Here is a 20,172-nt window from a genome sequence, read left to right as displayed (position 1 = left end):
AAAACTCTAGTATCACAAAAATAGCATAATTTAGTTTGGCTCTACAACTTTAAGACTATTATAACAATATATTAGGCTAATTTTTGGAATCAAAAAACTTGCCAAAAATAAAAGATTGTATTAAAAACAAATTCCAAACCATAAATTCCAAATTCCAAACTAACCTGAATCATTTTTTTATTTTTCTCATCTTAAAAACACTTCATCATTTTGATAATTAGCAACTTATTCCTAACTTCAATATTTTAATTTACCTTTATTAAAAATACAATCAAATGGACTACATTGACTATTATAAAGTATTAGATATCACAAAATCGGCCACTGAAGCCGAAATTAAGAAGGCATATAGAAAACTAGCCCGAAAATATCATCCTGACCTGAATGCGAATGATAAAGAGGCTGAGAAAAAATTCAAGGAAATAAACGAAGCCAATGAAGTTTTAAGCGATCCTGAGAATCGTAAAAAATACGATAAATATGGGAAAGACTGGAAACATGCTGACGAATTCGAAAAAGCAGGTTACGATCCCAATCAACAACAGCAATATTCCAGAAAGCAGCAAGGCGGTAACCAAAGTTATTCTGATTTTAGCGGAGGAGACTTTTCAGGAAGTGATTTTTCTGATTTCTTCAATTCTATGTATGGTTCTTCGGGAAGAAGTTCGAGAGGCCAGGCGAAATACCGCGGACAGGATTTTAATGCCGAACTACAACTTGATCTGGCTGCTGCTTATACTACTCACAAACAAAATCTAACGGTAAACGGAAAAAATATCCGAATCACAATTCCGGCTGGGGTAGAAAACGGACAAATTATAAAAATTCCTAATCATGGAGCACCAGGCGCAAATGGCGGACCAAATGGAGATTTATACATTACTTTTTTAATTGATAACAATTCAGAATTTAAACGGGAAGGCAATAATTTATATGCTGATGTTGATCTGGATTTATACACGGCCATTTTAGGAGGTGAAATTTATGTGAATACTTTTGACGGAAAAGTAAAAATAAAAGTGGCTCCTGAAACCCAACCCGGAACGAAAGTAAAACTGAAAGGAAAAGGTTTTCCGGTGTATAAAAAAGACAATCAGTTTGGGGATTTATACATTAATTATACTATAAAAGTTCCAACAAAATTATCTGCCAAAGAAAAAGAATTATTCGAAGAATTAGCTAAATTAAGAAATCATGAATAGTAAAAACTTAATTCAAATAAAACAATTTTGTTTGTATCACGAAATTGAAAACACCTTTATAACAGAGTTGCATAATTACGGTTTAGTAGAAATTATTTTTCTTGAAGAAGACGAATATTTACAGCCCGAGCAATTGCCAACTGTAGAGAAAATGATTCGTTTGCATTATGATCTTAAAATTAATCTGGAAGGTATTGATGTCATTGCAAATCTTTTAGACAAAATCGAAGTATTGCAACAAAACCTTACTGCAACTCAAAATAAACTTCGCCTTTATCAGCACCATGAAATTGAATAATGATTTTTTTTCGCCACTCCCGATAGCTATCGGGATTCACAGATTAAAATGATTTATGCTGTAAGTGTTTTTTCGCCACGAATTACACAAATTAAACGAATTAAAATTGGTGTAATTCGTGGCAAAATTTTTTACACAATAAATAATCCTTAAAATCATTTTAATCTGTGGCAAGAAAATAAAACTTACTCCTCAAAATATCACAAAAAAGAACGTTTTACGAATTGATTTCAATTTAATTTGGTTCTTTATCAGTTGTATATTTTATAAATTGCAGCGAAATTAACTAACCGGAATTTGATTTAAAATCGAAGAAACAAATTCAATAAAATTATAAAGAAATGAAAAGAGAAAACATATTAACAGGATCACCTTGGGAGGACAAAATGGGCTATTGCCGTGCGGTAAGAATTGGCAATATCATTGAAGTTTCAGGAACTGTGGCAATTGTTGATGGTGAAAAAGTAAAAGCTGATGATGCTTATGCTCAAACCTATAACATCCTGGAACGTGTTGAAAAAGTTTTGGAAGATTTGAATGTTGGAATGAAAGATGTCATCAGAACCCGTATTTTTACCACCGACATTTCTACTTTTGAAGAAGTTGCAAGAGCTCACTCTGCTTTCTTTAAAGATGTAAAACCTACAACTGGTTTTTATGAAATCAGTAAACTAGTTGCACCTGAATATTTAGTTGAAATTGAATTTACGGCTGTTGTACAGTAAATATTTTTTTGCCACGAATTACACAAATTTTCTCGAATTATTTTTTTGCCGCAGATTAGAAAGATTTAAAAGATTATTTTTGATGAAGATTTTAATCCAATAGTGTTTTAAAATTAGTGTAAATTCGTGAAATTCGTGGCAAACTTTTTTTAATGACTCTAATTCCAAAACAAATACTTGTAACTATTTTCAAATGGATTTTCATTTGTGTTTTTATAGGTATATTTTCAGGATCTGCCTCAGCTTTTTTCTTAGTTGCTCTTGAATGGGTTACACAGTATAGACTTCACAACGACTGGATTATCTGGCTTTTGCCTTTCGGCGGATTATTGATAGGATTGAGTTATTATTATTGGGGAGAATCTGTTGTAAAAGGCAATAATTTATTGCTTGAAGAGTACGAGAATCCCAAAAAAGTCATTCCTTTTAAAATGGCTCCTTTGGTTCTTTTAGGAACTTTACTTACTCATTTATTTGGAGGTTCTGCCGGCCGAGAAGGCACAGCGGTACAAATGGGCGGCGCAATTGCAGACCAATTTACCAAGCTTTTTAATTTAGATAATTCCGAAAGAAAGATTCTAATTATTCTGGGAATCAGTGCCGGTTTTGCTTCGGTTTTTGGCACTCCTTTGGCGGGCGCTATTTTTGCTTTGGAAGTTTTATACTTTAGTAAAATCAATTTAAAAAGTGCTGTTTTATCATTTTTAGTCGCTTATGTTGCTTATTTTACGGTAGAATTCTGGCAGGTAAAACATACACATTATAGTATTCCGCTTGTTCCTGAAATTAGCATTTCAACTTTATTCTATGTTGCCATCATCGGAGTCTTATCCGGTTTTGCAGCTTTACTATTTTCCAGAAGTACGCATTTTTGGGGATTCCTTTTTTCAAAAATCAAATATCCACCGCTACGTCCTTTTACAGGAGGAATAATTCTGGCGATTGCCATAGCAGGTTTTGGACTTACCAAATTCGCAGGATTAGGCGTTCCGGTAATTGTAGATTCCTTTTCGAATGCCAATATGTGGTATGATTTTTTACTCAAGATTTTGTTTACGGGCTTTACTTTAGGCGCAGGTTTTAAAGGCGGAGAAGTAACTCCGTTGTTTTTTGTAGGCGCTACTTTAGGAAGTGCTTTATCTTTAATAATTCCTTTGCCAATAGCGTTTCTGGCAGGTTTAGGATTTGTAGCTGTATTTTCGGGAGCCACTCACACTCCCATCGCCTGCACTATTATGGGAATGGAACTTTTTGGCATTCAACCTGGAATATTTATTGCCATCGCCTGTACAATTGCTTATTTTTCTTCTGGTTCTGTAGGGATTTATAAATCGCAAATTGTCTCGAAAAATAAATTCCAATTTTTTAAATTCCAAAATCCAATAGGAAAGAAAAATTCCAAAAATTAAATTCCAAATTCCAACAAAAAAAGAAGTCAGTCTTATTTTAATTCCTTTTGTGAATCTCTGAGCTTTCTTTGTGCGTCTCTGTGAAATAAAATTCAAAATAAAAAATCCGTTTCATCTGCGCACAATTACCGCATTTTTACAATCAACTCTATTTCAGAAAACTGAAAAACTGAAACTAAAAACTACGACTGCTACTGTCAACTAATAAAAGTGTGTTAATCTGTAAAATGATTTCAGCATTACATTAAAAAAATGTAAATTCGCACACTATGAAAATACAAGATATTCAAGCGATACAATTGTTACTCGCAACCCCAAAGAAAATCGCCATAATTCCACATAGAGGCCCTGATGGGGATGCTATGGGTTCAACCTTAGGTTTATACCATTTTTTACTAAAAAACAATCACCAGCCAACTGTGATTGCTCCCAATGATTTTCCTGATTTTCTGGCCTGGTTACCAGGTTCTGAAACGGTAAAAATCTTCGAAAAAGATACTGAAAACTGCACCAAAATATTAGAAGAAGCTGAGCTGATTTTTACATTAGACTTTAATGCTTTTCATCGTACAGGCGAAATGGAACATACTTTAGCAAAGCTAACAGCTCCGTTTATCATGATCGATCATCATCAAAAACCGGATGATTATGCCGCTTATATGTACTCTGATACGTCGTTTGGATCTACTTGCGAAATGGTGTATAACTTCATTTCTTTTTTAGGAAAAAAAGAAGATTTAGACAAAACCATTGCCACTTGTATTTACACCGGAATATTGACTGACTCCGGTTCTTTTCGCTTTCCGGGAACAACAGGCAACACACACCGAATCATTGCAGAATTAATTGATTTAGGAGTCGAAAATACTCAGATTCCTGTTTTATTATTTGATAATAGCTCTTATAGCCGTTTGCAATTATTAGGTCGCGCTTTACAGAATATGAAAGTGCTTGAGGAACACAAAACATCTTATACTACACTTACTCAGGCAGAACTGGATTCCTTTGATTATGTAAAAGGCGATACTGAAGGAATTGTAAATTATGGATTGAGTATAAAAGGTATTGTTTTTACTGCTATTTTTATCGAAAATAAAGACGAGAAAATCATCAAGATTTCTTTCCGTTCACAAGGCGGATTCGACGTAAACCAATTTGCAAGAGATCACTTTAATGGTGGCGGACACAGTAATGCGGCTGGCGGAAGATCAGAAGTTTCGATGGAAGAAACCGTGAAGAAATTTGAAGATTTAGTAAATAAACTAAAAATATAACCCCATATGAACTACTTAAAACTAAGCATTTACACCCTACTTTTTGCTGTTTTATTGGTGAGCTGTAAACAACATGAAGAAGCCAGAAGGCCTATTTCTCAGGCTTCCGGTACTTTCATGAAAAAATCGGTAGACAGAAACAAAAAATTAGTAGCCAACGAAGAGGAGGTTATTAAAAAAATAATCAAAAGCAATCCGAAAATAAAATATTACGCTACCAGAAAAGGATACTGGTTGTATTACGACGAAAAAAACACTACAGATCTGGCAACTCCTAAAAAAGGTGATATTGCTTATTTTAATCTGGAAATAAAAGATATCAACGGTAAGATTATTTACTCTGAAGCCGACCTTGGCCCTCAAACTTATTACGTAGACAAACAAGATATAATGATGGGATTGCGTGATGGTATCAAAATGATGCATAAAAATGAAACTGTAACTTTCTTATTTCCTTCGCATATTGCCTATGGATATCATGGAGATAATAAAAAAATAGGAACTAATCAATCCTTAATTTGCACGGTTACGCTTCGCAATTTTGTACCGGATCCAGCGGCTAAGCCAACACCTGTGGCTGGTCAGACCCAAACTACCGCTGCACCAAAAGCTGCTGCACCAACAACTGCAACGCCAAAACCTGCAGCTCCAACTAAAAAAGATACAATAAACCCATAAAAACAACATTTAAAAAATGAAAAAGAGTATTCTATTATTACTAGCTGTTACCGTTAGCTCATTGTATTCTTGCAAAGACGAGCACAGCAACCTGCCTGATGGTTTATATGCAGATATTGAAACCAATAAAGGGCATATTATTGTTGAATTAGATTATACAAAAGCACCAGTTACTGTAGCTAACTTTGTCACTTTAGCTGAAGGTAAAAACGAGTTTGTAACAAAAGATTATCTAAAAAATAAACCTTTTTTTAATGGATTAAAATTTCATAGAGTTATTGAAAATTTCATGATTCAGACTGGAGATCCGGAAGGAACTGGTTCAGGAGATACCGGATATAAATTTAAAGATGAAATCACTGATTTGAAATTTGACAAAGCAGGAGTTTTGGCGATGGCCAATAACGGTCCCGGAACCAACAGCAGTCAATTTTTTATCACACATGTCGAAACTCCATGGTTAGACGGAAAACACACTATTTTTGGACATGTTGTAGAAAAAGGCCAGGAAGTTGTGAATCAGGTAAAACAAGGTGATACTATTGTTGCGGTAACAATTATCAGAAATGGTGAAGCAGCCAAAAAATTTGATGCAGTAAAAGTATTTCACGATTATTTCTCTGAAATTGCGAAAGAAAAAGGTAAATATGCAGGTGCACAAAAAGAAAAAGTAGCCTATTTTGCCACTGTAAAACCAAAAACAACTAAAACCAGTACTGGATTAGAATACTTAATTACAGAAAAAGGCACTGGTAAAAAACCTGCTCAGGGCGCTCAAATATACATTAACTACTCAGGCTTCTTAGAAGACGGAACTCTATTTGATTCAAGCGTAGAAGAAGTAAATAAAGCTTTTGGGAAATTTGATGCAGCAAGAGCAGAACAACACGGCTACCAGCCAATTCCGTTTCAGGCAGGTCGTAAAGATGGTATGATTCCTGGATTTATCGAAGGAATCGAACAACTTTCATTTGGTGACAAAGCCATTCTTTTTATTCCGTCTCATTTAGCTTACGGAGCAACAGGAGCCGGAGGAGTAATTCCGCCAAATGCTAACATTATTTTCGAAATTCAATTATTAGAAAAGCCACAATAAATTATATTTACAAAACTATAGACTTAAATTCGAAATCATGAAGTTTAAATTTCTATTTTTATTTTGCCTGGCAGTAGTCAATATCCAGGCTCAGACAAAAAAACCGGCAGCAAAACCAAAAGCCCCTGCAACAAAAGCGGCGACAAAAGTGGCTCCGGCGACAAATCCAAATGATGGAATTTTTGCTACAATATCAACGACTAAAGGTGATATTGTCGTATCATTAGAATATATTAAAACTCCGGTAACGGTAGCTAACTTTATTTCTTTGGCAGAAGGAAATAATCCTAATGTAAAAGTAGAAAGACTTAAAGGAAAACCTTTTTACGACGGATTAAAATTTCACAGAGTAATCAATGATTTCATGATTCAGGGTGGAGATCCGGACGGAAACGGTTCTGGAGGTCCGGGATATTCCTTTAAAGATGAATTTGTTGAAGAATTAAAATTTGAAAAAGGCGGTGTTCTTGCCATGGCAAATTCTGGTCCTGCTACAAACGGAAGCCAGTTTTTTATCACGCATAAAGAGACTCCATGGTTAAACGGAAAACATACCATTTTTGGTCATGTTGTTTCAGGAATGGACAATGTAAACAAAATTGTTCAGGATGATGTTATGACAAAAATTACCATTACCCGCAAAGGTGATGCTGCGAAAAAGTTCAATGCCGTAAAAGTTTTAGCCGATGATGTAAAAAAACAAGAAGCTAAAAAAGCTGAATCTCAAAAAGTCGTAACTGAAAAAGCAGCTTATTTTGCTGCTACTAAAGCAAAAGCGACTACCACTGCATCAGGTTTAAAATATGTAATAACAAAAAAAGGGACTGGTGTAAAAGGGGCCGAAGGTTCTACTATTTATTTCCATTATGCAGGATATTTTGACAATGGAAATCTTTTTGACAGTAGTATAGCAAGCGTAGCAAAAGCATATGGCAAATATGATGCAAACCGTGATGCTCAAAAAGGATATCAGGCTTTTCCGTTTACAGTAGGTAAAAAAGACGGAATGATTCCTGGTTTTATCGAAGCATTAGATATGATGACTGACGGAGAAAAAGCAATTTTCTTTCTCCCTTCAAATTTAGCTTACGGAGAAAAAGGTGCGGGAGGAGTTATTCCACCCAACTCTACTTTGGTTTTCGAAATTGAAACCTACCAAAATCAGCCTGTAACAAAATAAGATTTATTTTTATCAAAATATGTTCAAACCCATCAAAATGCTATATTTTGATGGGTTTTTCATCTTATCCAATTATATCAAATTCACAATATTAGCCTATAAATTAGATCCAAAACCAAGCTCACAATAATGTTTACGAGCATTTTCTATTAAATCCTAAACAAAATAGCTTACCTTTGCCGGCTTTATTTTTTTAATCTAAACAAGTTAAGATGTCACAAAACAATGTATTAAAGGGAGTATTTTTAGTAGCAATAGGCGCTACAACTTACGGAATGTTAGCCACTTTTGTAAAAATGGCCTATTCTGAAGGGTACACAACTGCCGAAGTAACCACATCTCAATTTATATTAGGAATCATTGGTATTTTATTAATAAACGCTTTTCAAAAAGCAAAACATAAAGACAAAGTTGTAAAAGCAACCAAAAAAAATATTTTTAGTTTAATGCTTGCCGGTACATCCTTAGGTATGACAAGTTTATTTTATTACCTGGCCGTAAAATACATTCCGGTTTCTATTGGTATTGTTTTATTAATGCAAACCGTTTGGATGGGAGTTTTACTGGAAATGATTTTAGAAAAGAAATTACCATCAAAACAAAAAGTAATCGCTGTAATCATAGTTCTTATTGGTACTGTTCTGGCTACTAATATCATTCATAATGACGTTGCCCTTGATTGGCGTGGTCTTGCGTGGGGAGTTTTGGCAGCAGCCTCATTTACTACCACTATGTTTACGGCAAATAGCGTTGCTACAGAGATTTCATCAGCGCAACGTAGTTTATATATGCTTTTAGGAGGTGCTGTAATTGTATTTTCATTTGCAATTGCGACTCAGGTAACCCCTTTTAACTTTGAGATTTTTATGAAATGGGGAATTATATTAGCCCTTTTTGGAACTATTATACCTCCTATGCTTATGACAGCAGGTTTTCCTTTAACCGGAATTGGTCTGGGAAGTATTGTTTCAGCACTTGAACTTCCTGTTTCCGTAATGATGGCTTATATATTATTAGACGAACAAGTTGTTCTTTCTCAATGGATTGGAATCGTCTTAATCATTCTTGCCATAATTATTATGAACGTAAATTTTAAGCGTAAAAATTAACTTATTTATAAAGGATCTAAAAAAAAGAGACCTGTAATGTAATAATTGTTAATTTTTTTATAAATTCGTGATAAACATTTAACTATCATGAATTTACCTTGGCATTTATACCTAATGGCTGCGCTCTATATTATTGCCGGATTAAATCATTTTAGAAATCCCGGAATGTATATCAGAATCATTCCGCCTTTTTTCTCCAACCCTAAATTAATGAATATTTTAAGCGGAGCTGCCGAAGTTATTCTTGGCATACTTCTAATGGTTAGTTACACAACAAATTTTGCTGCGTGGGGAATTATAGCATTGTTAATTGCTGTATTTCCAGCGAATCTATTTATGTACCAAAACAAAAAAGCAGGTTTTGGTTTACCCAATTGGATTTTATTTGTACGTTTGCCCTTACAGTTTGTTTTGATTTTTTGGGCATACCAATATACCCTTTAACAATCAACTATTAATTAAATTATTTTATTATGAAAAAATTATTTGCAGAGTTCTTTGGAACTTATTGGCTAGTTTTTGGAGGTTGCGGAAGCGCACTTTTTGCTGCCGGAATTCCTAATTTAGGAATTGGATTTGCAGGAGTTGCATTGGCTTTCGGTTTAACAGTCCTAACCATGGCCTATGCTGTAGGACATATCTCTGGCGGACATTTTAATCCTGCAGTATCATTTGGTTTATGGGCTGGCGGAAGATTTCCGGCAAAAGATCTGATACCTTACATCATTTCGCAATGCGTTGGCGCGCTGGCCGCTGCAGGAACATTATTCATCATCTGGTCAGGCAAAGCAGGAAATGCAATCAATAATACACAAGCAGGAGCTTTTGCCTCAAATGGTTATGGAGCATTCTCACCCGACGGATATTCATTAGCATCAGCATTTATTGCTGAATTTGTTCTAACATTATTCTTCTTATTAATCATCCTTGGCGCTACAGATAAATTTGCAAACGGAAGATTTGCCGGTTTAGCAATTGGTTTGGCCTTAACGCTAATTCACTTAATCAGTATTCCAATTACAAATACTTCTGTAAACCCTGCAAGATCTCTGTCTCAGGCCATTTTTACTGGTGGAGAACCATTAGCTCAGGTTTGGTTATTTTGGGCTGCACCTATTTTAGGAGCAATTGTAGCCGGATTTTTGTACAAAACATTATTACAAAATCACGACGCAGCCTAAACAATTTCAATTAAACTAAAAAGCACCATATAACATTCTTATCTTTATTACCCTTTTAATCAGCTCATTAAAAAAATCATCTTATAAATTACTTTTAAAAGAGAAAATCAGATATATTTATATTCGGTTTTCTTTTTTTTATATGCCTCTATTTCAATTAATCTCTTCATAGAAAACAGATTACATTATTCATCCATCTAACCTTTTTATTTATGAATGATATTATAGCATATTTCAGCACGATTCCGTCCACGCATCGAAGTTTAATTCTCGTAGGAGGAATCACTATATTTTGGCTTATCGAAAACACCTTCCCGCTGTTTCAAATGAAATACAGAAAATGGCAGCACGCAGGAATCAATTTCTTTTTGACATTTACTACTATTATTGTAAATTTTGTGCTGGCTTTTATCCTCATCAAAACGGCGAACTGGTCAACAGAAAATCACTTTGGGATATTGCAATGGCTGCCTCAAATTCCTCTTTGGCTTTATACTATCATCGGATTATTGCTGCTGGATTTAATTGGTGCCTATCTGGCGCATTTGGTTCAGCACAAAATAAAATTTCTATGGCGTTTTCATATTGTACATCATACTGATACCTGGATAGACACCACAACTGCTAACAGACATCATCCGGGAGAAAGTATTATTAGGTTTATATTTACTACTCTGGGCGTTCTTATTGTAGGAAGCCCCATGTGGATGGTTTTCCTGTACCAGAGTCTTTCTGTTATTTTCTCGCAGTTTAATCATGCTAATATTTCTTTACCTCCTAAATTGGATGCTTTTTTGAGTTATTTTATCATTTCACCCAATATGCATAAAGTACATCATCATTATGTCCTTCCTTATACGGATAGTAATTACGGAAATATTTTTTCGGTTTGGGACCGCATTTTTGGCACTTTTACAACACTTTCAAAAGAAGAAATAATCTATGGAGTCGACACTCATATGGAAACTGAAGAAAACAACAAATTGCATAATTTATTGCAAATTCCGTTTCAAAAACCGAGATCTGCAAAAAACAGTTAAAATCATTAAAAAAAATATCCCAGATCGCACCAAGTAATTATTTTTTTTATTAATATTGATACTTAAATTGAAAATCAATCTATTAATCATTAACCCCTATTTTGAATTAATTTTCACGTGATGAAAAAGAGTAACCGCAAAGAATTGAATTGGGAGCAAACCGAAAAACTTGTTTCGTTAGCCTTAGAAGAAAAAAATCCATTTGAGATCATTAAAAAAGAATTTGGATTGGCAGAAAAAGAAGTTCTGGAAATCATGAAAAAGAAGATGCCACTTGAAAAATTTGAAATGTGGAAAAAAAAGGCAATTGCAAATAAACCAAAACCAAAACCCGTTAAAATAGATGATTTTGATGAAGATCTGGATGGTAAATATTATATAAAAAACAAACTAGACTAAAACAGACTCCTGAAATTCAGGAGTTTTTTTATTATTTTTAATGCTAATGTAACTTTTTTATAATTTACAAGTCATATACGAATAACTAAATTCAAACAAATGAAAAAAATATTTTACACCTTAGCTCTTGCAGTAACTCTTTGGAGCTGTAAAACAGGAAGCTCATCTGGTGCCGCAAATGTAGTAGGTGTTAACATTGATCTTATCGATGTAAAAGAAGACAAAGTATTGGTAACCGTTACCCCTCCTCAAATAAAAACCGATGAAGTAATTTATAGTATCCCAAAAACAGTTCCCGGAACTTACTCTACAGATAATTACGGAAAATTTTCAGATGATTTTAAAGCTTTTGACGCAAAGGGAAATCCTTTAACAGTAAAAAGAATCGATGATAACTCGTGGTCAATTTCTAACGCTAGATCGTTAAAAAAAGTAACGTATTTAGTAGGAGACACTTTTGACACCGAAAAAGGAACCGGATTTGGTAATGATGACGTTTTTTCGCCTGCCGGAACTAACATTAATGCAGGAATCAATTTTATGGTTAACACGCATGGTTTTGTAGGATATTTTCAGGATAAACTGAATGTACCTTATAAAGTAACCATCACGCATCCTGAAACACTTTGGGGAGCAACTTCAATGAATGACGAAGACGCAAGCAACACAAGCGACATTTTTACAACGCCTCGTTATGCTGTTTTAGTCGAAAACCCAATCATGTATTCTAAACCGGATTATACAACGTTTAATGTAAACGGAATGGATATTTTAATCGCTGTTTACTCTCCTACAGGAAAATTTACTGCCGAAAGTATTACTCCTGAAATGAAAACCATGATGACGGCGCAAAAAAACTTTTTAGGAAAAGTTAATGCAACTAAAAAATATACCGTTTTATTGTACTTGTCAAGCATGGCAAAAGATGATGCTCACGGTTTTGGAGCTCTGGAACATCCTACAGCTACAACGGTTGTTTTACCGGAATCTATGCCAAAAGAAAAATTGGTAGAATCAATGAAAGACGTTGTTTCGCACGAGTTTTTTCATATTGTAACACCACTTACTGTTCACTCAAAAGAAATTCAGTATTTTGATTATAATGCACCTAAAATGTCTGAACATTTATGGATGTACGAAGGAGTAACAGAATATTTTGCTAACCTTTTTCAAATCAATCAGGGTTTAATTGACGAAGCCGAATTTTATACTCGTATTGCAGATAAAATCGAGCAGGCAAAAGGTTTAAACGATACAATGTCGTTTACTGTAATGAGTAAAAATGTATTAGAACAACCTTATAAAGATCAGTACTTAAACGTGTACCAAAAAGGAGCTTTAATTGGTATGTGCATCGATATTATCATTAGAGAAAAAAGCAATGGCGAAAGAGGAATTCTGGACCTAATGCACAAATTAGCCAATGAATATGGTGTAGAAAAACCATTTAATGATGATGAGCTTTTTGCCAAAATTACACAGCTAACTTATCCTGAAGTGGGCGAATTTTTGACTAAATATGTTCAGGGAACAACTCCAATTCCTTATGATTTTTATTTGGCAAAAGTTGGTGTGGGCAAAGCCTCAGAAAAAGTTCCGGGATCAATTTTCATAAAAGGTCAAAATCCATATATAACTATTGATAAGGCAACTAAAGTAATAAGTGTTCGTAAGGATCTTGATTTGAATGTATTTTTCAGCAACTTAAATCTTAAAGCTGGAGATCAAATCCTAACTGTAAACGAGAAAACATACAACTTAGACAATATTTACGATCTGATTACCGAAAGTGAAAACTGGAAAGAAAACGATCCTATCACGATTAAAATCAAACGTGACGGAAAAGAGCAAACCATCAAAGGAACTGTGAAAGTCCCATTTGAAGAAAAAGAAACTTTTAAAGCGACAGATGCTTCAAAAGAAAAACTTAAAAATGCATGGTTAAAAGGATAACTTCTTTTCATCAAAACATAAAAAAACCGACAAGTGATTGTCGGTTTTTTTATTTAATGTGTCCATTCAACTTTGTCAAAGTTTAAAAATTTGACAAAGTTTTTAAGCGCATTTCTCTTATTTCTTCACCGGAAATTTCCAGTCAAATTCGTCTTTATCATTGATGATTGCACCAACTTCAAACTTCACAACTTCATCAAATTCAGTTTGAAGGATAAACCAATTGTCTTCGTTGAAATAATTTTCGAAAGTATCAAAAGTCTCCTGAGTGTATTTTGTAATTCCTTTTGTAGCCAGATCTTTCTTTACATCAGCAATTTTTCTTCCAATTAATTTGAATCCAAAAACTTCCAATTCATTGCTCGAAGCTACTAAATAACCTAATTTCAAGTCTTCTTCCTGATAAAATGTCAATCTGATTTTGTGCGCATTGTATACAAAAATCACATTATCATCTTCGTCTACATAATTTTTGTCCGGTTTTCCCCAAGCAGCAGTTACATCGTTTTGCTTCATTCCGAAAAGCAATTTATCAATTCCTGATTTTAGATTTATTTTCATATTTACTTTTTATTTAAAGTGCAAATTTCGTGAAGTTTTTTGTTGTTCTGCCACGAATTGCACAAATTTTCTCAAATTTAAATATTACACATTGTCAGGCTGAGCAAAGTCGAAGCTTTTTTCGTAGTAAAAGCCCCTCGACTTCGCTCAGGGTGACACTAACAAAAAATCCGCGTAAAACCGTTTCTTCCGTAAAACCCGTGGGCAAATTTAATTCTGGTAATTCTTCTTGTTCGGTTTAGCACTCATATAAAAAGTAATTTTCCCACCATTAATAATATCTGAATGTTTTAAGAAAGGTTTTTCTAATTGTTTTCCATTTAAAAGCACTTTGCTAACAAACACATTTTTATCCGATTGATTTACGGTTTCGACTTCAAAAGTTTTTTCGTTTTCTAAATTAAAAACTGCTTTTTTCATCAATGGGCTCCCCAAAGCATATTCATCAGAACCAGGAGCAACTGGATAAAATCCTAAACTACTAAAAATATACCAGGCACTCATTTGTCCGAAATCATCATTTCCGCCTAAACCATCGGCGCCATTTCTATACATTTTTTTCAGGATCATTCTAATTTTATCTTGAGCCTTCCAGGGCGAATTCGTCCAGTTGTATAAATAAACAACATGATGTGAAGGTTCGTTTCCGTGAACATAATTCCCAATGATACCGTCTCTGGTGATATCTTCAGTATTTTCGAAATATTTATCCGGCAAATGCATGCTGAATAACGAATCCAGCCTAACATTAAACTTATCGTTTCCTCCCATCATTTTAATCATTTCAGCAGGATTCTGAGGAACATATAAACTGTAATTCCAGGAATTTCCTTCAATAAATCCCTGCCCATGTGTGTCCAGCGGATCAAATTCTTTTTTGAAAGTACCGTCGTTTAATTTCGGACGCATAAAACCTGTTTTTGCATCGTAAACGTTTTTATAATTTTTAGACCTTTCGATAAATTCATTATAAACAGCTGTTTTTCCTAACTTTTTTGCCGCCTGCGCAATCGCCCAGTCATCGTAAGCATATTCTAAAGTTTTAGAAACCGAAGCTCCGTTTTTATCTTCAGGAACGTAACCCTTTGTCATATAATATTCCAATCCGTCATAATACGGAACCTTTGCTGTGTTTACACAAGCCTGCAGCGCTTTTTCAGGATCAAAATTAGTATTGCCTTTTACAATAGCATCTGCAATTACAGAAACCGAATGATAGCCAATCATACACCAGTTTTCATTAGCATAATGCGACCATATTGGCAGCATTTTATGCACGCTCTGATCTGAATGTGCCAACATCGAACTAATCATATCTGAATTTCGGGTTGGCTGTACCAAATTGAATAATGGATGCAAAGCCCGATAAGTATCCCAAAGCGAATAGCTGGTATAATTTTTAAAGTTCTCTGCTTTATGAACATTCATATCAAGACCTTTATAGTTGCCGTCTAAATCCATGTATTCTGTTGGGCCTAGAAAGGCATGATACATTGAAGTATAGAAATTAATTAAATCTTCTTTTTGAATGGTTTCTACCTGAATTTTATTTAATTCGTTGTTCCAGACTTCCTGACTTTGTTTTTTTACTTTTTCGAAATCCCAACCCGGAACTTCTTTTTTCATATTTTCAAGCGCTCCGGCTGAACTTACGGGGGATAAAGCCATTTTTATTTTGATCTTTTCTCCTTCCTGAGTATTAAAATCAAAAAACAATTTTAAATTTTGACCTGCCATTTCGGGAAAATTCTTTGTTTGATCAAATCTTCCCCAAAAACCTCTGTAAACACTTTTTTCGAGAGGAGCTTGACCGTAACTTTTAATTGGTTTACTAAAAGACATCGCAAAATAAACAGTCCTGGTTCTTGCCCAGCCATTAGTTTGGCGATATCCTGTAATTAAAGTATCGTTCTCTATACGAACAAATGTCCATACATTTTTTTTATCATAATTGTAAATTCCGGAAGTCAGATCGAGAATAATATGCGCTTCATCCGACTTTGGAAATGTATACTGATGCATTCCCACACGCGTTGTTGCGGTAAGTTCTGCTTTAATTTTATGATCTTCCAGCAATACACTGTAATAAGCCGGTTCTGCTTTTTCGGTTGAATGAAAAAATGCCGACCTGTACCCTGATAATGATTTTGAAGCTACTCCGGGATTCAATTGCAGTTTTCCTGTTGTAGGCATTATTAGAAAATCTCCTAAATCAGAATGGCCTGTTCCGCTAAAATGCGTGTGACTAAAACCTACAATTGTTTTGTCTTCGTATTGGTATCCTGCACAATATTTATAAACGTCTCCATTGTATTTTCCGTTTAAACTGTAAGCAATAGTATCGGTTTCCGGACTTAGCTGTACACTCCCAAACGGAACTGTTGCCCCTGGATAAGTGTGTCCCATCTTAGCTGTACCAATCATGGGATCAACGTATTGAATTAGATTACGTTTTTCTATTGCTTTTTTCTGAGCATTTACTCCAAAGCCAATTACCAAAAAGGAGAATCCAAAGAGAAAACCTTTGCAATTTATTCTATTCATCAGATGTTTTTTTAAACATTAAATTTTCTACAAAACAATATCAGGTATTTACTAAAACGTTTTTCTAATAATTCCAGGTTAGAAAAATACAACAAAATATGCTTTTTAAAAAATATAAAATTTACTGAACTAAAAAGCTTTTAAATATCTTTGATTGATCAAAAAATGCAATGCTATAGATGAAAAAATATTTTTTATTCCTGCTGTTTTCCTACTCTATATTGAGCTTTTCACAAAAAACGGAAAGTTATCAATTAACAAAAAGTGAGATAAAAGAAAGAGAACTCGATCAGGTTTCAGATTTTCCTATTTATAAGGCTTTTGAATGTTCTGATAAAAGCGGCGTATATAATTTGCTTTTATGTGAAAATCGAAAATCCATAACTAAAAAAGATACTTTAAACACCAAAATTCAAGCTATTTACACAATGAGCGATCATGGTGGTTTTCTTGAAAAATGGCGCATTAATGACTTGCTTGAAAACACTGAACCCAAAGAAACTAATATTTGGTTCTGGACCAAATATTGCAGCACGAAAGATCTTGACGGCGATGGCTATATAGATCCTGTAATTGTTTACGGAACCAGAAATGAAAATAATGAAATCAGACGGGTTAAAATTATTACAGTTTACAAGAACAAAAAATATGCAATTCGCGCTGTAGAATGCGACTTGGATTATTGCAGAACATTCAAAAAAGATGCTAATTGGGATTCTTTACCGCCAAAAATAAAAACCTATGTCGATAATTTAGTAGCAAAATTACGAAAGGAACAGGATCTTATTTTGCATGATGGGTAGAAGTTTTAAATTTTGAAATTCCAAATTTCAATCTAAATCTTGATTTAAATTCCAAATCTTAAATTCAAAATCCCAAACTTTTTAAATTCTAAATTTCTTTAAATATTGGGTAAATCCTTGCTGGACTGGATTAAAATACGACCCTACAATATTTGTCGAGCCTACTGCTTTTTTTTTCCTTGATCGTTTAGACTGGACTGAAGTCCAGCCCTACAATATTTGGCGAGCCTACGGCTCTTTTTAAAGTTTTTGTTTTAGATTTTCTTTTACTTCGTCGAACCATTCATTTTTAAGGATACTCAGAACGATGGAATCACGTCGAATTTCTTTATCTATTGTTGGCATATGGCTTCGTAAAACACCTTCGACTTTGCAGCCAATGCTTTTCATGGCGGCAATACTTCTTTCGTTACTATTATCAGCACGAAATTCTACTCGTTCCATTCCTAGGGTTTCAAAAGCAAATTGTAATAATAAGAATTTACAATGTTTGTTGAGTCCGGTGCCTCTAAAAGCAGAACCGTACCAGGTGTAACCTAACTGAAGTGTTTTGAATTCAAGATTCATATCGTAGAAACGTGTTGAACCCGCGTATTTTTGCGATTTTTTATCGAAAACAATAAATGGAAATTCCTTTTTATCCTCTCGGTTTTTTATTGCCGATTGAATGTATTTGATCAAATTCTCTTTTCCGTCTGCTCCTACTAATGAATATTTCCAGGTTTCTGGTTCATTGATCGAAATCTCTAATAAATTATTGACATCTGATTCTTGTAAAGGACGTAATAAAACTAAATCGTCTTCTAAAATGATATTGTCTGAGAAACTGAAAATTGGTGTTGTCATAAGCTATTTTTTTATTATGCTCTGTCTGAATCTTTGCGTGACTTTGTGTAAAAACTTTTTCACAGAGATGCACGAAGTATTTCACAAAGACTCACAAAAGGTATAAAAGAGAAAAACTATTCACTCATTTCGTCATATCGCTCCGGCACTTGCGGATCGTATAACGGTAATTTGAATTCATCCATCACTTCTACCAATTTATTCATGGTTTTACCTTCGGTGCCGTAACAGTCGATTTTGATGCTTTGTGGCGTTGTGATTACCTGAAAAGCGCCTTTTCCTGAAGTATTTTGCCAGCTGTTTTCGTCTACTTTTTCCCATTTAGAAAAAACAGAATTGAGTCGGTTCATGATTACCTCAACCGGAAGTATTTCAAGACCTTCTACTGTTTCTTTTTCTATGAGAGCTTCGTAAACTTCGTGGTGGTTTAGGTAAACTTCTTCTAAATATCTCCAAAAAAGTAATTCGTACATAGCCTGATGTTTTTAAACACAAATTTCACGAATTTTCACGAATGAATCTGTGTAATTTGTGAAATCTGTGTTTATTATTCTAATAATTGAATGTTCCGTATTCGCTGGTAATGGTCAATTTTTTTGCATCTGCTGCTTCTACTCTACCTACGATTTGTGCATCGACATTGAATGATTTTGAAATCGCAATAATATCTTGTGCAATGTTTTCAGGAACGTAAATTTCCATACGGTGACCGCAATTGAAAACCTGATACATTTCTTTCCAATCGGTTTTTGATTGCTCCTGAATTAACTTGAACAATGGCGGAACCGGAAATAAATTGTCTTTTATAATGTGTAAATTCTGCACGAAATGTAAAATTTTAGTCTGCGCTCCTCCACTGCAATGCACCATTCCGTGAATTTCGTTTGGTGTGTAGGTGTCTAAAATTTTCTTGATAATTGGCGCATAAGTACGAGTTGGAGAAAGTACCAGCTGACCTGCGTTTATTGGGCTATTTTCTACCTCATCGGTTAGATTTACCTGACCTGAATAAATTAATTCTTCAGGAACAAGTGCATCATAACTTTCTGGATATTTTTTGGCTAAATATTTTCCGAAAACGTCATGACGGGCAGATGTTAATCCGTTACTTCCCATTCCGCCATTATAGCTTTTTTCGTAAGTTGCCTGACCAAAAGAGGTTAAACCTACTATTACGTCACCTGCTTTTATGTTTGCATTGTCTACAACGTCGCTGCGTTTCATGCGGGCGGTTACGGTAGAATCTACAATTATGGTGCGAACTACATCTCCAACATCGGCAGTTTCTCCCCCAGTTGAATGAATGGTTACGCCAAAAGATTTTAATTCGTTGATTAATTCTTCGGTCCCATTGATGATCGCTGAAATAACTTCGGCAGGAATTAAGTTTTTGTTTCTTCCTATTGTAGAAGACAGTAAAATATTATCTGTTGCACCAACACATAATAAATCGTCGATGTTCATGATTAAGGCATCTTGGGCAATTCCTTTCCAAACCGAAATATCACCTGTTTCTTTCCAGTACATATATGCCAGTGACGATTTTGTGCCAGCGCCGTCAGCGTGCATAATTAAGCAATAATCTTCGTCCTGTGTTAAATAATCAGGTACAATTTTGCAAAATGCTTGAGGAAATAAACCTTTATCGATATTTTTTATGGCGTTGTGTACGTCTTCTTTTGATGCCGAAACACCTCTTTGTGCGTACCTTTTGCTAGAATCTGAACTCATGAAACTTAGTTTGTGTTGATGTGGTGCAAAGATAATCCCTTTTTTTTATTCTCAGGGCTATACTATTTAAAATTGAATATTTTAAGGCACAAAAAAAATTCGGCAGGTTTTATAGCGCTGCCGAATTTCCTGAGTAAAATTGG

20 protein-coding genes are annotated in these 20,172 nt (G+C 34.4%); 15 read left to right on the top strand and 5 right to left on the bottom strand.

Features of this window, described 5'->3' with window-relative positions:
- Nucleotides 1–275 precede the first annotated feature (275 nt).
- From B0M43_RS11545 to B0M43_RS11480, 14 genes are all read left to right on the top strand, one after another.
- The gene (locus B0M43_RS11545) at nucleotides 276–1,202 is read left to right on the top strand and encodes a DnaJ C-terminal domain-containing protein (RefSeq protein ID WP_078008243.1); all 927 of its coding nucleotides are present in this window, start codon (nucleotides 276–278) and stop codon (nucleotides 1,200–1,202) included.
- Nucleotides 1,195–1,500: a chaperone modulator CbpM gene (locus tag B0M43_RS11540; RefSeq protein ID WP_065447743.1), complete on the top strand. Its 306-nt coding sequence runs from the start codon at nucleotides 1,195–1,197 to the stop codon at nucleotides 1,498–1,500. Before B0M43_RS11545 ends, B0M43_RS11540 begins: the two co-directional genes overlap by 8 nt.
- Before the next feature lie 341 nt (nucleotides 1,501–1,841).
- The gene (locus B0M43_RS11535) at nucleotides 1,842–2,225 is read left to right on the top strand and encodes a RidA family protein (RefSeq protein ID WP_065447742.1); all 384 of its coding nucleotides are present in this window, start codon (nucleotides 1,842–1,844) and stop codon (nucleotides 2,223–2,225) included.
- A gap of 152 nt (nucleotides 2,226–2,377) precedes the next feature.
- On the top strand, nucleotides 2,378–3,634 hold the full coding sequence (locus B0M43_RS11530) for a voltage-gated chloride channel family protein (protein WP_078008244.1): 1,257 nt from the start codon (nucleotides 2,378–2,380) through the stop codon (nucleotides 3,632–3,634).
- Nucleotides 3,635–3,903: 269 nt separating this feature from the next.
- Entirely contained in the window at nucleotides 3,904–4,908 is a 1,005-nt protein-coding gene (locus tag B0M43_RS11525) for a bifunctional oligoribonuclease/PAP phosphatase NrnA (protein ID WP_078008245.1), read from the top strand.
- 6 nt (nucleotides 4,909–4,914) lie between these two features.
- On the top strand, nucleotides 4,915–5,586 hold the full coding sequence (gene gldI, locus B0M43_RS11520; protein WP_065447739.1) for a gliding motility-associated peptidyl-prolyl isomerase GldI: 672 nt from the start codon (nucleotides 4,915–4,917) through the stop codon (nucleotides 5,584–5,586).
- A gap of 16 nt (nucleotides 5,587–5,602) precedes the next feature.
- Complete coding sequence (locus B0M43_RS11515; protein WP_078008246.1) at nucleotides 5,603–6,682, top strand: peptidylprolyl isomerase; 1,080 nt, start codon at nucleotides 5,603–5,605, stop codon at nucleotides 6,680–6,682.
- A 37-nt stretch (nucleotides 6,683–6,719) separates the two neighbouring features.
- Nucleotides 6,720–7,862, top strand: a complete 1,143-nt coding sequence (locus B0M43_RS11510; protein WP_078008247.1) for a peptidylprolyl isomerase — start codon at nucleotides 6,720–6,722, stop codon at nucleotides 7,860–7,862.
- Nucleotides 7,863–8,074: 212 nt separating this feature from the next.
- Nucleotides 8,075–8,971, top strand: a complete 897-nt coding sequence (locus B0M43_RS11505; protein WP_078008248.1) for a DMT family transporter — start codon at nucleotides 8,075–8,077, stop codon at nucleotides 8,969–8,971.
- A gap of 87 nt (nucleotides 8,972–9,058) precedes the next feature.
- Nucleotides 9,059–9,415: a DoxX family membrane protein gene (locus B0M43_RS11500; protein ID WP_078008249.1), complete on the top strand. Its 357-nt coding sequence runs from the start codon at nucleotides 9,059–9,061 to the stop codon at nucleotides 9,413–9,415.
- Between the two features lie 29 nt (nucleotides 9,416–9,444).
- Nucleotides 9,445–10,152 (top strand): aquaporin Z, encoded by a 708-nt coding sequence (aqpZ, locus tag B0M43_RS11495; protein ID WP_078008250.1) that lies wholly within the window; start codon nucleotides 9,445–9,447, stop codon nucleotides 10,150–10,152.
- A 212-nt stretch (nucleotides 10,153–10,364) separates the two neighbouring features.
- Nucleotides 10,365–11,192: a sterol desaturase family protein gene (locus tag B0M43_RS11490; RefSeq protein ID WP_078008251.1), complete on the top strand. Its 828-nt coding sequence runs from the start codon at nucleotides 10,365–10,367 to the stop codon at nucleotides 11,190–11,192.
- 120 nt (nucleotides 11,193–11,312) lie between these two features.
- The gene (locus tag B0M43_RS11485; RefSeq protein WP_055098339.1) at nucleotides 11,313–11,591 is read left to right on the top strand and encodes a DUF2805 domain-containing protein; all 279 of its coding nucleotides are present in this window, start codon (nucleotides 11,313–11,315) and stop codon (nucleotides 11,589–11,591) included.
- Between the two features lie 99 nt (nucleotides 11,592–11,690).
- The gene (locus B0M43_RS11480; RefSeq protein WP_078008252.1) at nucleotides 11,691–13,544 is read left to right on the top strand and encodes a peptidase M61; all 1,854 of its coding nucleotides are present in this window, start codon (nucleotides 11,691–11,693) and stop codon (nucleotides 13,542–13,544) included.
- A gap of 117 nt (nucleotides 13,545–13,661) precedes the next feature.
- On the opposite strand, the gene B0M43_RS11475 is transcribed toward B0M43_RS11480, so the two are convergent.
- On the bottom strand, nucleotides 13,662–14,105 hold the full coding sequence (locus tag B0M43_RS11475; protein ID WP_065447731.1) for a hypothetical protein: 444 nt from the start codon (nucleotides 14,103–14,105) through the stop codon (nucleotides 13,662–13,664).
- A 210-nt stretch (nucleotides 14,106–14,315) separates the two neighbouring features.
- Nucleotides 14,316–16,649, bottom strand: a complete 2,334-nt coding sequence (locus tag B0M43_RS11470; RefSeq protein ID WP_078008253.1) for a GH92 family glycosyl hydrolase — start codon at nucleotides 16,647–16,649, stop codon at nucleotides 14,316–14,318.
- Between the two features lie 179 nt (nucleotides 16,650–16,828).
- On the opposite strand from B0M43_RS11470, the gene B0M43_RS11465 reads away from it, so the two are divergent.
- Nucleotides 16,829–17,452, top strand: coding sequence for a M949_RS01915 family surface polysaccharide biosynthesis protein (locus B0M43_RS11465; RefSeq protein WP_078008254.1), 624 nt, complete (start codon nucleotides 16,829–16,831; stop codon nucleotides 17,450–17,452).
- 240 nt (nucleotides 17,453–17,692) lie between these two features.
- Here the strand turns inward: B0M43_RS11465 and B0M43_RS11460 are convergent, their stop codons facing one another.
- From B0M43_RS11460 to B0M43_RS11450, 3 genes are all read right to left on the bottom strand, one after another.
- Nucleotides 17,693–18,298 carry a GNAT family N-acetyltransferase gene (locus B0M43_RS11460; RefSeq protein ID WP_078008255.1) on the bottom strand — a complete coding sequence of 202 codons (606 nt, stop codon included), beginning with the start codon at nucleotides 18,296–18,298 and terminating at the stop codon, nucleotides 17,693–17,695.
- Between the two features lie 116 nt (nucleotides 18,299–18,414).
- The gene (locus tag B0M43_RS11455) at nucleotides 18,415–18,771 is read right to left on the bottom strand and encodes a hypothetical protein (RefSeq protein ID WP_078008256.1); all 357 of its coding nucleotides are present in this window, start codon (nucleotides 18,769–18,771) and stop codon (nucleotides 18,415–18,417) included.
- Between the two features lie 79 nt (nucleotides 18,772–18,850).
- Nucleotides 18,851–20,029, bottom strand: coding sequence for an AIR synthase related protein (locus tag B0M43_RS11450; RefSeq protein ID WP_078008257.1), 1,179 nt, complete (start codon nucleotides 20,027–20,029; stop codon nucleotides 18,851–18,853).
- Between the last annotated feature and the right edge of the window lie 143 nt (nucleotides 20,030–20,172).

This window comes from Flavobacterium sp. KBS0721, from assembly GCF_002007065.3.
In the GTDB taxonomy this organism is placed as follows: domain Bacteria; phylum Bacteroidota; class Bacteroidia; order Flavobacteriales; family Flavobacteriaceae; genus Flavobacterium; species Flavobacterium piscis.
The sequence above is the reverse complement of the archived record's forward strand: the minus strand, read 5'-3'. Positions and strand labels throughout refer to the sequence as shown.

Coding starts and splice junctions, on each gene's coding strand:
- B0M43_RS11480 (WP_078008252.1), top strand. CDS start 11,691: ATGAAAAAAATATTTTACACCTTAGCTCTTGCAGTAACTCTTTGGAGC.
- B0M43_RS11515 (WP_078008246.1), top strand. CDS start 5,603: ATGAAAAAGAGTATTCTATTATTACTAGCTGTTACCGTTAGCTCATTG.
- B0M43_RS11485 (WP_055098339.1), top strand. CDS start 11,313: ATGAAAAAGAGTAACCGCAAAGAATTGAATTGGGAGCAAACCGAAAAA.
- B0M43_RS11455 (WP_078008256.1), bottom strand. CDS start 18,771: ATGTACGAATTACTTTTTTGGAGATATTTAGAAGAAGTTTACCTAAAC.
- B0M43_RS11470 (WP_078008253.1), bottom strand. CDS start 16,649: ATGAATAGAATAAATTGCAAAGGTTTTCTCTTTGGATTCTCCTTTTTG.
- B0M43_RS11465 (WP_078008254.1), top strand. CDS start 16,829: ATGAAAAAATATTTTTTATTCCTGCTGTTTTCCTACTCTATATTGAGC.
- B0M43_RS11540 (WP_065447743.1), top strand. CDS start 1,195: ATGAATAGTAAAAACTTAATTCAAATAAAACAATTTTGTTTGTATCAC.
- B0M43_RS11545 (WP_078008243.1), top strand. CDS start 276: ATGGACTACATTGACTATTATAAAGTATTAGATATCACAAAATCGGCC.
- B0M43_RS11525 (WP_078008245.1), top strand. CDS start 3,904: ATGAAAATACAAGATATTCAAGCGATACAATTGTTACTCGCAACCCCA.
- B0M43_RS11505 (WP_078008248.1), top strand. CDS start 8,075: ATGTCACAAAACAATGTATTAAAGGGAGTATTTTTAGTAGCAATAGGC.
- B0M43_RS11510 (WP_078008247.1), top strand. CDS start 6,720: ATGAAGTTTAAATTTCTATTTTTATTTTGCCTGGCAGTAGTCAATATC.
- B0M43_RS11460 (WP_078008255.1), bottom strand. CDS start 18,298: ATGACAACACCAATTTTCAGTTTCTCAGACAATATCATTTTAGAAGAC.
- B0M43_RS11500 (WP_078008249.1), top strand. CDS start 9,059: ATGAATTTACCTTGGCATTTATACCTAATGGCTGCGCTCTATATTATT.
- aqpZ (WP_078008250.1), top strand. CDS start 9,445: ATGAAAAAATTATTTGCAGAGTTCTTTGGAACTTATTGGCTAGTTTTT.
- B0M43_RS11450 (WP_078008257.1), bottom strand. CDS start 20,029: ATGAGTTCAGATTCTAGCAAAAGGTACGCACAAAGAGGTGTTTCGGCA.
- B0M43_RS11475 (WP_065447731.1), bottom strand. CDS start 14,105: ATGAAAATAAATCTAAAATCAGGAATTGATAAATTGCTTTTCGGAATG.
- B0M43_RS11530 (WP_078008244.1), top strand. CDS start 2,378: ATGACTCTAATTCCAAAACAAATACTTGTAACTATTTTCAAATGGATT.
- B0M43_RS11535 (WP_065447742.1), top strand. CDS start 1,842: ATGAAAAGAGAAAACATATTAACAGGATCACCTTGGGAGGACAAAATG.
- B0M43_RS11490 (WP_078008251.1), top strand. CDS start 10,365: ATGAATGATATTATAGCATATTTCAGCACGATTCCGTCCACGCATCGA.
- gldI (WP_065447739.1), top strand. CDS start 4,915: ATGAACTACTTAAAACTAAGCATTTACACCCTACTTTTTGCTGTTTTA.